This is a genomic window from Pedobacter sp. AK013 (assembly GCF_014205835.1).
In the GTDB taxonomy this organism is placed as follows: domain Bacteria; phylum Bacteroidota; class Bacteroidia; order Sphingobacteriales; family Sphingobacteriaceae; genus Pedobacter.
This window is the reverse complement of sequence record NZ_JACHCQ010000034.1, coordinates 31,923-45,121: the sequence shown is the minus strand read 5'-3', so window position 1 is coordinate 45,121 and position 13,199 is coordinate 31,923. Positions and strand designations below refer to the sequence as shown.

The 13,199-nt window shown below is 36.8% G+C and carries 15 protein-coding genes; 9 read left to right on the top strand and 6 right to left on the bottom strand.

What is annotated here, in order from left to right; translation table 11 throughout:
• Positions 1-173 precede the first annotated feature (173 nt).
• The 3 genes from HDC90_RS20240 (at position 174) to HDC90_RS20230 (ending at position 2,265) form a co-directional block, all read left to right on the top strand.
• Complete coding sequence (locus HDC90_RS20240; protein WP_184469613.1) at positions 174-773, top strand: OmpH family outer membrane protein; 600 nt, start codon at positions 174-176, stop codon at positions 771-773.
• 107 nt (positions 774-880) lie between these two features.
• The gene (locus tag HDC90_RS20235; RefSeq protein WP_184469611.1) at positions 881-1,354 is read left to right on the top strand and encodes a nucleoside deaminase; all 474 of its coding nucleotides are present in this window, start codon (positions 881-883) and stop codon (positions 1,352-1,354) included.
• 143 nt (positions 1,355-1,497) lie between these two features.
• Positions 1,498-2,265, top strand: coding sequence for an EcsC family protein (locus HDC90_RS20230; RefSeq protein WP_184469608.1), 768 nt, complete (start codon positions 1,498-1,500; stop codon positions 2,263-2,265).
• Between the two features lie 3 nt (positions 2,266-2,268).
• On the opposite strand, the gene HDC90_RS20225 is transcribed toward HDC90_RS20230, so the two are convergent.
• Positions 2,269-2,667: an RNA-binding S4 domain-containing protein gene (locus tag HDC90_RS20225; RefSeq protein ID WP_184469606.1), complete on the bottom strand. Its 399-nt coding sequence runs from the start codon at positions 2,665-2,667 to the stop codon at positions 2,269-2,271.
• 184 nt (positions 2,668-2,851) lie between these two features.
• Between HDC90_RS20225 and HDC90_RS20220 the strand changes: the two genes are divergently transcribed.
• Together HDC90_RS20220 and HDC90_RS20215 are read left to right on the top strand one after the other, a co-directional pair.
• Positions 2,852-3,670: a 2,3,4,5-tetrahydropyridine-2,6-dicarboxylate N-succinyltransferase gene (locus tag HDC90_RS20220; protein ID WP_184469604.1), complete on the top strand. Its 819-nt coding sequence runs from the start codon at positions 2,852-2,854 to the stop codon at positions 3,668-3,670.
• Between the two features lie 15 nt (positions 3,671-3,685).
• Entirely contained in the window at positions 3,686-4,885 is a 1,200-nt protein-coding gene (locus tag HDC90_RS20215) for a glycosyltransferase family 1 protein (protein WP_184469602.1), read from the top strand.
• Positions 4,886-5,177: 292 nt separating this feature from the next.
• Here HDC90_RS20215 and HDC90_RS20210 read toward each other — a convergent pair whose 3' ends face one another.
• On the bottom strand, positions 5,178-5,732 hold the full coding sequence (locus HDC90_RS20210; protein WP_184469600.1) for a DUF4136 domain-containing protein: 555 nt from the start codon (positions 5,730-5,732) through the stop codon (positions 5,178-5,180).
• A gap of 208 nt (positions 5,733-5,940) precedes the next feature.
• Here HDC90_RS20210 and HDC90_RS20205 point away from each other — a divergent pair, with 208 nt between their 5' ends.
• The 4 genes from HDC90_RS20205 to miaA all read left to right on the top strand — a co-directional run bounded on the left by HDC90_RS20205 (position 5,941) and on the right by miaA (position 9,833).
• Positions 5,941-6,507, top strand: coding sequence for an L-threonylcarbamoyladenylate synthase (locus tag HDC90_RS20205; protein WP_184469598.1), 567 nt, complete (start codon positions 5,941-5,943; stop codon positions 6,505-6,507).
• 185 nt (positions 6,508-6,692) lie between these two features.
• Positions 6,693-8,099 (top strand): CCA tRNA nucleotidyltransferase, encoded by a 1,407-nt coding sequence (locus HDC90_RS20200; protein WP_184469596.1) that lies wholly within the window; start codon positions 6,693-6,695, stop codon positions 8,097-8,099.
• 98 nt (positions 8,100-8,197) lie between these two features.
• Positions 8,198-8,845 (top strand): hypothetical protein, encoded by a 648-nt coding sequence (locus HDC90_RS20195; protein ID WP_184469595.1) that lies wholly within the window; start codon positions 8,198-8,200, stop codon positions 8,843-8,845.
• 73 nt (positions 8,846-8,918) lie between these two features.
• Positions 8,919-9,833, top strand: a complete 915-nt coding sequence (gene miaA / locus HDC90_RS20190) for a tRNA (adenosine(37)-N6)-dimethylallyltransferase MiaA (protein ID WP_184469593.1) — start codon at positions 8,919-8,921, stop codon at positions 9,831-9,833.
• A gap of 44 nt (positions 9,834-9,877) precedes the next feature.
• On the opposite strand, the gene HDC90_RS20185 is transcribed toward miaA, so the two are convergent.
• The 4 genes from HDC90_RS20185 to HDC90_RS20170 form a co-directional block, all read right to left on the bottom strand.
• Positions 9,878-11,176: an SGNH/GDSL hydrolase family protein gene (locus tag HDC90_RS20185; protein ID WP_184469591.1), complete on the bottom strand. Its 1,299-nt coding sequence runs from the start codon at positions 11,174-11,176 to the stop codon at positions 9,878-9,880.
• An 11-nt stretch (positions 11,177-11,187) separates the two neighbouring features.
• Complete coding sequence (locus tag HDC90_RS20180) at positions 11,188-12,411, bottom strand: OmpP1/FadL family transporter (RefSeq protein ID WP_184469589.1); 1,224 nt, start codon at positions 12,409-12,411, stop codon at positions 11,188-11,190.
• A gap of 76 nt (positions 12,412-12,487) precedes the next feature.
• The gene (locus tag HDC90_RS20175) at positions 12,488-12,799 is read right to left on the bottom strand and encodes a DUF3467 domain-containing protein (RefSeq protein ID WP_029279713.1); all 312 of its coding nucleotides are present in this window, start codon (positions 12,797-12,799) and stop codon (positions 12,488-12,490) included.
• 75 nt (positions 12,800-12,874) lie between these two features.
• The gene (locus tag HDC90_RS20170) at positions 12,875-13,117 is read right to left on the bottom strand and encodes a hypothetical protein (RefSeq protein ID WP_184469587.1); all 243 of its coding nucleotides are present in this window, start codon (positions 13,115-13,117) and stop codon (positions 12,875-12,877) included.
• Between the last annotated feature and the right edge of the window lie 82 nt (positions 13,118-13,199).

The window sequence follows — 13,199 nt, the reverse complement described above, 5'->3', positions numbered from 1 at the left end:
TCAAACCACCGCACTCAGATCGAGCGGCTAGTGTTAGGCGGTTAGCGTTGAGCAAATTATACGCTCTAGACATTACGCCAAACGCAAAACCCAACTCTTAGCGCAATACGCCTTTCTTTAAATTGCATATCAAAACTAATTTATATAAGTTTGCTAAAATTTATTAAACAAGAATGGAAAGAAGAACCTTTAAAACCTTTGGTTTACTTGCAACAGCAACCTTGATAACTGCTTTCTCTGCATGCCAGAACAAAGAAACTAAAACTACTGAAACTAAAAAAACAGAGGGTACTACTGCACCGGTTTCTCCAACTGAGAAAATTGTGTATGTAAACTCCGACTCGTTACTTACAAAATATGAATACTTCAAAGATCTTAAAGTGAAATTTGAAGGTAAGACCAAAAATGCCCAGGCAGATATGCAGGCTAAAGGTCAGGCTTTTCAAAGAGAAGTTGCACAATACCAACAATCGGCACAAACTTTATCGGCCGATCAACGTAAAAGCACTGAAGAGCGTTTAGCACGTAAACAACAAGAACTACAAACTTACCAACAAAATGCTGGCGGAGCTTTACAGAATGAGCAAGCTGCTGAGAACGAAAAACTTTACGATAAAGTAGCTGAATACTTAAAAGGTTACGCTAAAGAAAAAGGTTATAAAATGGTTTTAACTTATTCAAAAGGTAACAGTGCTATTTTGTTTGCCGACGAAAGTTTAGACGTTACTTCGGAGGTAATTAAAGGCTTAAACGCAGAATACAGTAAAAAATAAGCACATAGCCATTCAAATATAGATGCCCCGTATAAATCGGGGCATTTTTTTTGTACGCTAATTTTGGATAAATTAGTAAGCCAGCTATTAAACTCAATAGAATGAACATGGAAAAACACCAAGAATATATGCAGATGGCAATTGAGTTATCTGTGCAAAATGTGAGCGAGAACATTGGCGGACCTTTTGGGGCTGTAGTGGTAAAAGATGGAAAGTTGATTGCTAAATCTGCAAATAAAGTAACTTCTACCAACGACCCAACTGCACATGCAGAAGTTTCGGCCATTAGGCTGGCCTGTACTGAATTAAATACTTTCGATTTAAGTGGCTGTGTAATTTACACCAGCTGCGAGCCTTGCCCAATGTGTTTGGGTGCAATTTATTGGGCAAGAATTGATACGATTTATTATGCAAATACCAAGGCTGATGCCGAACATATTGGCTTTAGCGATAAATTCATCTATGAAGAGCTAGATAAGCCCATGGCAAACAGAAGCTTGCCAGTAATCCAGCTAATGCGAGATGAAGCCTTAGCAGCCTTTAAACTATGGGAAACATCGCCAATGCGGATAGAATATTAAAAGAGGGACTGATTTATAGGTAGCTTTTAATTGAGTAGTTTATCTACCTGTTTCCTTTGTTGACAGCAAGTTTCCTTAATTTTTCATTTTAACAAAGCTATTTTACATTAAATATTAAGGAATAGTTATTGTAGCAATCAAATATGACCTACGAACAAAAAATAAAGGGTGAACTGGATTTCTGGAAGTTTAAAATCTTACAAAAACCTTCGCTCCTGAACAAGGTAACAAATAAAGTTCAAAAGAAAATAAACAGTTATATCCCTGATAAGGTTCATCATGCTATAACTTCTGCTATAAAACAGATGGTTAAAGCTGTGCTTTTTGGGTCAACATTCACCACATCAAAACCCATTACCGATTTAACCTTAATGCACCGTGAAGCATTAATTAAACAAAAAATAGAAAACTATAAAAAAACGGGCGCTGCTGAAGGTGGAATTACAGGTGCAGGTGGTTTTTTAATGAGCCTGGCTGATTTTCCGTTGTTACTGGGCATAAAAATGAAAATGCTTTTTGATATAGCTGCCGTTTATGGATATGACGTTAAGGATTACCGCGAACGTTTATTTATTTTACACATCTTTCAACTGGCCTTTTCAAGTAAAGAAGAAAGTCAGAATGTTTTCATAAAAATGCAGGATTGGGATGATAAAGCACATCAATTACCTACTAATATTGATGAATTTGACTGGCTTACCTTCCAACAGCAATATCGCGATTATATTGATTTAGCCAAACTTGCGCAGATGCTTCCTTTTGTGGGCGCAGCAGTTGGTGCAGTTGCCAATTATAAACTGATCGAAAAACTGGGCAAAACAGCCATGATGAGCTATAGGATGAGGTATTTCAATTTTCAGTACGCAGTTATCAATCCGCAAGAAACTGAAAACCGTAAACTAATAAACTGACAACTAATCTTCGTCAAACATTCCACCAATTAGATCATCCGTTTCACGTCGGTCCTTTTTAGTAGGTCGGCCTGTTCCCCTATCGCGTTTTAAACTAGGCGCATGAAACATCGATTTAAAAGCATGCGTTTCTTCAACAGGCGTTATGTCCTTATATTTTGTTAAGGCTGTTGGCGAATCTGTCCTATTGTAAGAGAGCTCTACAACTTCTATAATTTTCTTTTCAATTCCTTTTGATACCTGGTAAACATCGCCAACTTTCACAATAGCTGAAGGTTTAATATTCTGCCCCTTAAGTTTCACCCTACCTGCTTTACAGGCATCGGTAGCCAGGCTTCGGGTTTTAAATAACCTGATCGCCCACAAATATTTATCGATTCTAAGTTTTTCTGTCTCTGTCATTAAGGCTCAAAAATACGCTTTTAGGTTAACTGTTTAAACTGCTTAATCGGTTAATTGCATGTGCCACTTCCAACAGTTAACCGATTTAAACAATTAACCAGTTAACCCAGCTGCAAAACAATTTAAACAATTAACCATTTAATAAACAAAAATTGATTTATTTTGCGTAAAATTTAAAAACATCATGTATTCAGATTTAAAGAAATTAATTGAAGCTGCTTGGGAGGATAGAACCCTTTTAAAATACAGCAATTATTGCGAAGCCATTGAAGCCGTTATTATGGGGCTTGATAAGGGTGAAATTCGCGTTGCTGAACCAGTTTTAAACTCTTGGGGCATTAATGAATGGGTAAAGAAAGCCGTAATTTTATATTTCCCGATTCGCGAGATGAAAGAAATTAAAAGCGGACCTTTTGTTTACCACGATAAAATGGATTTAAAAACCGACTATAAAACAACTGGTGTACGTGTTGTGCCTATGGCAAGTGCGCGTTATGGTGCGTTTTTAGCAAAAGGTGTAATCATGATGCCCTCGTACGTAAACATTGGCGCTTATGTTGATGAAGGTACTATGGTTGATACTTGGGCTACTGTTGGTTCTTGTGCACAAATTGGCAAACGTGTTCACTTAAGTGGTGGTGTAGGTATTGGTGGTGTTTTAGAGCCTGTACAAGCTGCTCCTGTTATTATTGAGGATGATGCTTTCTTAGGCTCTAGAGCAATTGTTGTTGAAGGTGTTAAAGTAGAAAGAGAAGCTGTTTTAGGTGCTAACGTAGTGTTAACAGCATCAACTAAAATTATTGATGTAACCGGCCCTACCCCGGTAGAATATAAAGGAATTGTTCCTGCACGTTCGGTTGTAATACCAGGAAGCTATACTAAAAAATTCCCTGCTGGCGAATTTCAGGTTCCTTGTGCTTTAATTATTGGTAAACGTAAAGAAAGTACAGATAAGAAAACTTCGCTTAACGATGCGTTGAGAGAAAATAATGTAGCGGTTTAAGCTGAAAGCACAAAGGTGAAAGCTGAAAGCAAAACTCATACTCAAAAAGCCGAAAGTATTGAACTTGAGCAATCAAGCTTTAGTCTTTCGGCTTTAAGCTTTTCGCTTAAAATTGGATACGATGGCAAGCGTGCCGCCAATAACTTAACAGGACTGGGTAATTACAGCCGTTCTTTAATTGAGCATTTGGCATATCAGTTTCCTCAACACCAGTACTTGGTGTATGCTCCAAAAGTAAAGTCTTCCAGACAGATTAATGCTTTTTTTGAAAATGAAAACATTGAGCTGAAACTTCCTAAAAATGGACCATTTTTATGGAGGACTCTAAACATCTTAAAAGATTTAAGCCAGGATGACTGTCAGATTTTTCATGGGCTCAGTCATGAAATTCCATTAGCCATACAGCATACAAGGATTAAATCTATCGTTACCATTCATGATTTAATTTTTCTTCGCTTTCCTCAGTATTATAAATTTATCGACCGGAAATTATACGAATGGAAAAGCAAATCTGCTTGCAAACGGGCCAATAAGATTATCGCCATCAGCGAAAAAACAAAGGAAGATATCATTGATCTATATGGAATTAACCCCGAAAAGATTGAGGTCATTTACCAAAGCTGTGATGACAGTTTTAAAACGCCTTTTGCTAAAGAAAACTTAAGCCGCATTAAGGCAACTTATAAACTGCCTGAAAAATACATCCTAAACGTTGGCACCATTGAAGAACGTAAAAATCTAAAATTGGCCGTTCAAGCTTTAAAACAAGTAAACGAAGAATATAAATTAGTGGTAATAGGCAAGCAAACGCCTTATTTTAAAACTGTTGAAAAGGAAATAGAAAAACTTGGCCTTAAAAACAGGATTCTATTCCTAAAAAACATTCCTTTTGCCGATTTACCAGGCATTTATCAAATGGCAAGTGTTTTTGTTTACCCTTCCTTTTACGAGGGTTTTGGTATTCCTATTATTGAAGCTTTGTATTCAGGTGTTCCGGTTGTTGCGGCAACAGGTTCATGCTTAGAAGAAGCAGGTGGACCAAATAGCTTATATGTTTCGCCAAATGATGTCGCTGGATTTACAAAAGCCATTAATCAAATTCTAGAAAACCCTCAGCTGCAAAAAGAGATGAAAGAAAAAGGGCTGGAATTTGTTCAAAAGTTCAATGGCCCTATCGTTACTCAGCAATTAATGGATTGCTATCTATCTCTCTAAAAAGGTATCCTTTTGGTATGTCTATAGGTTCTTAGTTTAAAGGATAATGAAATATTTTTAGGATCAATCTGCAGAAATTGAGTTTTTATATTTGAAAAGCAAGGTTATTGCTACTATTAAACGTTAGTCTTGCCAACGCCGACAAGTCCTCATCCGATTAAGGATCAGATTGCGGGCTTTCCGCGAATGTCAGGTTTAAGTTCGAATAAGCTGTACACAAAACACGAAAAAAGGGTTGGAATTTATTTAAAAATTCAACAACCCTTCTGTTATCTTAATTAATATTTACAACTTATCTAGCTGCTGTAACTGTTGGTGGATATTGTGCCAATATTTCTTTTACGCCTGTATATAAACGTTGTTCTCTTTTATTGAAACTATCGAGATTAAAACCAGATCCTTGCCCGTGCCAGAATAAAATCTTTTTAGCAGGATCTAAGAAATCGATAATAATTGTGCCTTCGATATATTGGTTTACATAGGTTCCACCGCCCCAGAATGGATTTCCCCATCCGCCACGCCAGCCCCAACCCCAGCCACCATAATAACCTGGGCCATATACATCGGTTTTTTCCCGGGCAACCACCACCAGGTTCACTAATAAATCTGGGCGATCTGATTTGGTAAATCCTTTAGCGTTCATTTCAGATTCAACAGCTGCTATTAATCTGCGTTTATCCAGATTATTAAGTTTAACCCTCGCTATGCCTTTATCGTAAAAATTGTAAGTTTTATAACCACTTAGATCAACATTTTTATCATGGTCAGATGCGGTACGGAGTGTTGTACATCCTGCTAATGCCAATACCACTGTAAAAAGCATTAATAATTTTTGTGTCGTTTTCATTTGCGTTGCTTTTGTAAATAACCTATATTAAATATAACAATTTTATAATGAAAAGGTTAGCACTGATATAAATTTTACAAATCCATTTGATTTCTATAGAACCAGCCTAAGATTGTAATCTAGAATAGCAACAAAACTAAATATTGTAGCGTTAAAAAAAATAAACATTAACATAATTTAACTTCCTATTTATAAATACCTTTGCTGCATGCTTAGAGATGAAATTAATAAGGCTTTAGAAGTTTTGAAATCCGGCGGGGTTATTCTGTATCCTACCGATACCATTTGGGGAATAGGTTGCGATGCTACAAATCCAGAAGCAGTAGATAAAGTACTAAAAATAAAAAATCGTCCTGCCGAAAAGAGCCTGATTGTATTGTTGGATGTAGATAGCAAACTGCAGAGTTACGTAACTGAAATCCCCGATGTAGCTTACGATTTAATTGAATACGCAGAAAATCCATTAACCATTATTTTTTCTGGAGCAAAAAACTTAGCCCAAAATGTAATCAATGCTGATGGAAGCGTGGGTATCAGAATTGTTAAACACGATTTTTGCACACCATTAATCCAACGTTTTAGAAAACCTATTGTTTCAACCTCTGCAAATTTAAGCGGACAACCATCGCCAAAATTCTTTGACGATATCGATCCTGAAATCATCAATGCCGTTGATTATGTAATAGATTTCGAACAAGAAAATAAAACCAGCAGAAAGCCATCAACCATTATGAAACTTTCTCCCGGTGGACAATTTGAGTTTATTAGGAAGTAAGCTTCAATAGTTTTTATTAATTTCGCATCATTAAGTAATTCGTCACCCTCAACCGAGCCTTAGCGAGCTCACCGAAGGTAATTTATTTCAGGGTCTTAATAGATGCTGACCACGTAGTAGCTACAAGGCAATTGAAAACACTATTTTTACTTGTAAGATAAATTCAGCACGACGAAACAATTTTTATGCAACAACACCTACAAAACCCAATATTTAAAACCTTATCATTAATCGCCGATAAGAATAAAACTGAAGCGTATGTAATCGGAGGATTTGTTCGCGATTTATTTTTAGATCGCCCTTCAAAAGATATTGATGTGGTTGTTGTAGGCAGTGGAATAACATATGCTGAAGCTGTTGGCAGAAAACTGAACACTAAAGTTGCTGTTTTTAAAAATTTCGGTACAGCAAATATTAAATTTCAGGATTTAGAAGTTGAGTTTGTAGGTGCCAGGAAAGAATCTTATCGCTCTGATTCACGTAAACCCATTGTTGAGGATGGCACTTTAGCAGATGACCAACTGCGCAGAGATTTTACCATCAATGCCTTAGCCATCAATTTAAATGCTGATCATTTTGGTGAACTACTAGATCCATTTGACGGGATTAAAGACCTGGAAAATAAGCTCATCCGTACGCCACTTGATCCTGAAATTACTTTTTCTGACGATCCTTTGCGCATGATGAGGGCAATCCGCTTTGCCTCTCAGCTTAATTTTAATATCGATCCGGCTGCTCTGAATGCCATTAAAACACAAAAACAGCGTATCAGTATTGTTTCAAAAGAACGGATCACAGATGAGATGAATAAAATTATTCTCTCTAAAAAACCTTCAATAGGCTTTAAACACCTTTTTGATACCGGGTTATTACATATTATTTTCCCTCAAATGGCACAGCTCTATGGCGTGGAAATTATTAAAGGAAAAGGCCATAAAGACAATTTCTACCATACTTTAGAAGTATTGGATAATATTTGTGCTGATACGGATGATTTATGGTTGCGCTGGGCTGCTATTTTACACGATATTGCCAAACCTGCTACCAAACGTTTTGAAGAAGGCCATGGCTGGACATTCCACGGCCATGAAGATAGAGGCGCCAGAATGGTTCCCAAAATATTTACACAGCTAAAACTTCCTTTAAACGAAAAGATGAAGTATGTGCAAAAATTGGTGCAGCTTCATTTACGTCCGATTGTTCTGGCACAGGAAACCGTTACAGATTCTGCTGTAAGGCGACTACTTTTTGACGCCGGAGAGGAAATTGAAAGCCTGATGTTACTCTGCAATGCCGATGTAACAACGAAAAACGAATACAAAAAAACAAAATACAGAAATAACTTTGAGCTGGTTAAGCAAAAGCTTAAGGATGTGGAAGAACGCGATAAAATTAGAAACTGGCAACCTCCTATTTCAGGAAATGATATTATGGAAACTTTTGGTCTTGAAGCAGGAAGAGAAGTTGGCATAATTAAAAATGCCATCCGTGAGGCCATATTGGAAGGTGAGATTACGAACGACTATCAGGAAGCGTTTAATTTTATGCTAGAACAGGCAAAACAAATGGGATTAAATCCTGTTAATAAATAATTTAATTGCTAAAACACTACAATTAGGATGTCTTTTATGCTGCCCGATATTGTGGTAATTATAAATTAACTTTATTTTTACGGTTCCAAAACACTATAATGGCTATTTATAAATTTAGAATTACTTTCGAAGATTTTGATGATGTTGTGAGAGAGATCGACATTAAATCAAACCAAACATTTGAAGACCTGCATAAGGCTATTCACAGATCTACGGGTTATAATGCCGAAAAATCTTCCTCTTTTTATGTAAGCACCGATAATTGGTTAAAAGGTGATGAAATTGCCTATTTACCAAACGAACGTAAAAAAGACCGTGTAGTTTTAATGGAGAATTCTAAGTTGAGCGGTTTTATTGAAGATCCTCATCAAAAGTTTTACTATATCTATAATTTCGATCGCCCTTATGATTTCCATGTAGAGCTGGTCAAAATAATTTTAGATGCCGATCCTAATATCGAATACCCGTTTTTAGCCAAAAGTACTGGCGAGGCACCAAAAATAATGGAGCAGAACAGTCCACAATCTGTCGATCCGAGAGGTACAGTTGCCACTGCCAGCGAATTTGATTTCTTAAATGAAATGAACTTTGTGCCAGAAGATACCGACGAGTTAGAAGCCATGGGCGAAATGGGCATTAATGCTGAAGAAAGAGACGAAGATGAAGAAAGTGAAGAAGACGAATTCGGAGATGAATTTTCTGATAGCGATAACTTCGAAGATGATAGCCATAAAGATGACTATTAGTTAGCATCAAAATAATAAATGCAAAAAGCTGCCAAATATTTAAATTTGGCAGCTTTTATTTTATAAAAACTTTATGCCCCACCCAAAAACCTTAATATCCATTGTTGGCCCTACTGCTATTGGCAAAACAGCCCTGGCTATTCAACTGGCTCAACATTTTGGTACAGAAATTATTTCTGCAGATTCACGTCAGTTTTTTAAGGAAATGGAAATCGGAACGGCAAAACCAAATGCTGCTGAATTAGCGGCGGCTAAACATCACTTTATTAACTCTCACGCTGTTTCACAATTGTTTAGCACAGGCGATTTTGAAGTAGAAGGTTTAAAAATACTTGAAGAAATTTTCCAAAACCACGATCTCGCTATTATGGTGGGGGGCTCCGGATTATATGTAAACGCTTTAATAAATGGCTTGGATGAAATGCCAGATATTGATTTAGCGATACGTGAAAGGCTGAATAAACAATTTGAAGAAGAAGGCCTAACTGTTATACAGAATCAACTGTCCGAATTAGATCCAGAATATTTTGCAAAAGTAGATCAGCAAAATCCACAGAGAATGATCAGGGGTTTGGAGGTATTCTTATCAACAGGTCAAAAACTTTCCTCTATGCTTTCTGCCACAAAAAAGGAAAGACCGTTTAACATCATTAAAATCGGCTTAAATACCGATAGAGCCGTTCTTTATGACCGAATTAACAGAAGAGTTGATCAAATGATTGCCGATGGTTTAGTTGATGAAGTAAAATCGCTAATTCCATTTAAAAAATACAATGCTTTAAACACAGTAGGTTACAGTGAGCTTTTTGATTACCTAGACGGAAAATCATCTCTTGTAGATGCCATTGCTTCAATTAAACAAAATACCCGCCGTTTTGCTAAGCGCCAATTAACCTGGTTTAGGAGAGATGACGAATTAGTATGGTTTGAACCCCATCAAAGTGCAGAAATTATAAACTTTATAGAAGACAAAATAACTGACAAATAAAAAAAGAGCATTTATGCTCTTTTTTTATTTGTCAGTTAAAAGATTTATTTGTCAGGGAATTTTACCCCTCTATATTGTGTAATATCAACAGAAGGTACGGTAGAGCCATACTTAGCATTAATTGCATCGATAAATACATTGGCAATTACCGCATTTCCGCGTGGGGTTAAGTGAATCCCGTCTAAAGAGAATGCGCCACCGCTAATAAAAGCTGCCTTTAAAGTAATACCTTGCACATTGATACCATCAATACTAGCAACCTGGTTAAAATAACTATAGGTATCTGCAATCGCCAAGCCTTTACTGGTAGCTAAAGATTTAATACTGCTATTGTAGCTGTTTACATAGTCTTTTACTTTAATTACTTCATCCTTATCTAATACCCATTTATTTTCGATTGGATTTAAGGGGTGTAAACCATAAGGAATCGCACCTTGACCAAACAAACCAGCTGATTGGAAAGGCAAACGGATTAAATCTTCATCAGTTGCGGCTCTTACCGCTCCTGTACCAGTTTGAATGAATACTGCCTGAGCAGCTGGATTAGCTGCCCGTGCTGCAGCAAGCAGCAAAGATGGTTTAACAGTATTAAAATACGGAATAGCTGTTACATCTGGAATGGTTGCTACAATACCTTTTTGACCACCAGCAGTTAAAGCATTTAACAAATTAGCATACAATGATGAAAATGTTACTTTATCTGTTAAAACAGTGGTTGGATCGCCGGTAACGGTAACTGCACCATTAGTTGCATAACCCAATACATCATTATTTCCTAACCAAAGTGAGAAAAAAGTATGGTTTCTGCCTTGTATAAACTGAAAATAATTGGTTTTACCCACTTGTGCATCAGTTAATAAACGTTCAAAATACGGATTTGCGGCACTAAAAGTAAGCGATGGATCGAAAGATAAATCGACACGCATGCCCGGGATACCCAAATTTTGGATTTCGCCACTGTATTTATCTAAATGTTTGGCGGCATCTCTATACGCTAATTTATCAGTTACTTGTGTTAAGGTTGGCGTACCATTAACCAGTGCAGATAAGGTAAGATAACCTGAACCATTTGAATGCTCATCAGTAAAAAACGGAGAAGTAAAAGCACCGCCACCAACTGAAGCCATTTTAGCAGCAATCAAGTTTGGATAAGCAACTTTTTGGCCTTCTAAATATAAGCCTCCGTCGGCAAAGCCTGAGGTTAATGAGTTTCCTACAGCGATGTACTTGCTAAAATTAGCCTGCCCGGCAGTAGTACCCGCTGGGGTTTCTATTTCGGGTTTACAAGCTGCTGCAAAAAGGATGATAGCAGCAACGAAACTATTCAATATATATCTTTTCATTTAAATTCCTCCTACCATTTATAAGTTAATGAAATACCCGGTGCATAAACCAGTGTTTTAAAGGTACCATCAAGGCCTGTTTCAATATTCTTTTGTTTACGCGATTTAACATCCTCAAAAAAGAACGATGCGTTAACTTCGAAATGGCGGGTAGGCGCATAACCTAAACCGGCACTTAAAATATAACGGTCTGCATCTGGTGCCTCTGGTGTTACATAACCATCCTGTACCGGCGAGAAAGCATAGCCTACACCTGCTCTTAAAGCTAATTTTTCTGATGCCTGATGATTAATACCTAATTTAAATGATGAACCATCATGGTAATTGCGAGCAGATTTTGTATCTACAAGTGCAGGAGTATTGGTTGCATAATCAAAAGATAAATCCTTATAAATATGCCACTGTACCCAACTCGCATCAAATGCTAAAACTGTACTTTTTGATAATGGAATACCTACACCTAAACTAGTCGTTGCAGGCAAAGGCAGTTCTGCGCTAAAGGTATTGCCTGGAGGAAAAGATCCTGCTAATGATTGTGGAACTGTAAAGTCTGCAGTACCCCCATCCAGTTTGGTAATTACTTTTGATTTATGAACCAGGGCAAAAGATATATTGCTTAAGGTTTTAATGTATAAACCTGCATTCCATCCGTAACCTTTACCCGTACCATCTAAGGTAACATGGCCAGAGCGACCGTCAGGATAATTTACCGGTAATGCTCTTTGAAGGTTTACATCCCCATGGTTGTATACAAAACCAGCACCTATACCAATTCGATCGGTAATTTTAATACTTAAAGTAGGTTGAAAATAGATTGCTTTTAAATTTAATGAGGTTAAAGCATACTTACCAGACCAGTTATCGCCCCAATCTACCAACCCTCCAAATGGACTATATACCCCCAAACCGAGCTTCCATTTATTAGATTTTGGCCCCCAAACGGCATAAAACTCGAAAGGTGGTGCAATTTTGTTCTTTACATTTTCTGTGATGTTAGAACCGCTTTGTTTGAAAGCTGATTTAAACAATAATGGGTTTACTCCTGCTGAAACTGAGTTTTTCTCTAAGAAAGTTACTGCACCAGGATTGTAAAATACAGAAGCCTCATCTAAAGCCAATGCAGAACCTGCACCTGCCATACCAATTTGCTTCTGACCTTGTAAATTAACCTGGAAACCCTGCCCCAAAACCCAAAGTGGGGCAGAAAGTAATACGCTAAATAAAATTTTTTTCATCTATAAATGGTTATACACAAATATATACTATGCTAACATAGTATACAAGTATTTGTTCGTAAGAATTTTGATTGTCTTACGCCTGTGCAGTTGGTCCACCGAAGCCCATAGGAAAAGGTGGTTCTTCTTGAGTTTTAATACGTCCGTTTACGGCTTCGAATTTTTGGATATTATCTTCTAATGCTGATAATAAACGCTTTGCGTGCTCAGGTGTTAAAATAATCCTCGATTTAACTTTTGCTTTCGGTATACCCGGCATTACACGGATAAAATCCAATACAAATTCGGTATTTGAATGGGTAATAATAGCCAGATTAGAAAAAATTCCTTCAGCAATTTCTTCAGATAACTCTATATTTAATTGATTCTCGTTTTGTTGTTCTTCCATAATAGTTCAAAAATAAAAAATTCCGCTGCTTAATGGCGGAATTTAGAATATAATATTAGAACTTATTTAAATAACCTATTTAATCATAAAATTTACAATCCCTATCACCGATCCAATAATCGCTAGAAATTGAATTAACCCTACTACATATATTGTTTTTTGCATATTGGCTATATCTTCTTTGGTAGCTAAAATCTCACGTTTATTATCAAATTCAGATTTAACCTCGGCTTTGACAAAAGAAACCAACTGCTCTGCTTCTTGTTCGCCCAGCTTAGCTTTTAAGATCTGAAAAAGTTGAATTTCTGTAACACTCATGTACTTATTTTTTTATTAAAGTTACAAAATCTATTCCAAACAAAAAACTCCCTCACTTGGTGAGGGAGTTTAAAACAAAATA

Excerpts from the sequence above, each read along its gene's own strand:
- HDC90_RS20220 (WP_184469604.1), top strand. The coding sequence starts at position 2,852 with ATGTATTCAGATTTAAAGAAATTAATTGAAGCTGCTTGGGAGGATAGA.
- HDC90_RS20210 (WP_184469600.1), bottom strand. The coding sequence starts at position 5,732 with ATGAAAACGACACAAAAATTATTAATGCTTTTTACAGTGGTATTGGCA.
- HDC90_RS20200 (WP_184469596.1), top strand. The coding sequence starts at position 6,693 with ATGCAACAACACCTACAAAACCCAATATTTAAAACCTTATCATTAATC.
- HDC90_RS20195 (WP_184469595.1), top strand. The coding sequence starts at position 8,198 with ATGGCTATTTATAAATTTAGAATTACTTTCGAAGATTTTGATGATGTT.
- HDC90_RS20230 (WP_184469608.1), top strand. The coding sequence starts at position 1,498 with ATGACCTACGAACAAAAAATAAAGGGTGAACTGGATTTCTGGAAGTTT.
- HDC90_RS20175 (WP_029279713.1), bottom strand. The coding sequence starts at position 12,799 with ATGGAAGAACAACAAAACGAGAATCAATTAAATATAGAGTTATCTGAA.
- HDC90_RS20225 (WP_184469606.1), bottom strand. The coding sequence starts at position 2,667 with ATGACAGAGACAGAAAAACTTAGAATCGATAAATATTTGTGGGCGATC.
- HDC90_RS20205 (WP_184469598.1), top strand. The coding sequence starts at position 5,941 with ATGCTTAGAGATGAAATTAATAAGGCTTTAGAAGTTTTGAAATCCGGC.
- HDC90_RS20235 (WP_184469611.1), top strand. The coding sequence starts at position 881 with ATGGAAAAACACCAAGAATATATGCAGATGGCAATTGAGTTATCTGTG.
- HDC90_RS20170 (WP_184469587.1), bottom strand. The coding sequence starts at position 13,117 with ATGAGTGTTACAGAAATTCAACTTTTTCAGATCTTAAAAGCTAAGCTG.
- miaA (WP_184469593.1), top strand. The coding sequence starts at position 8,919 with ATGCCCCACCCAAAAACCTTAATATCCATTGTTGGCCCTACTGCTATT.
- HDC90_RS20185 (WP_184469591.1), bottom strand. The coding sequence starts at position 11,176 with ATGAAAAGATATATATTGAATAGTTTCGTTGCTGCTATCATCCTTTTT.
- HDC90_RS20180 (WP_184469589.1), bottom strand. The coding sequence starts at position 12,411 with ATGAAAAAAATTTTATTTAGCGTATTACTTTCTGCCCCACTTTGGGTT.
- HDC90_RS20240 (WP_184469613.1), top strand. The coding sequence starts at position 174 with ATGGAAAGAAGAACCTTTAAAACCTTTGGTTTACTTGCAACAGCAACC.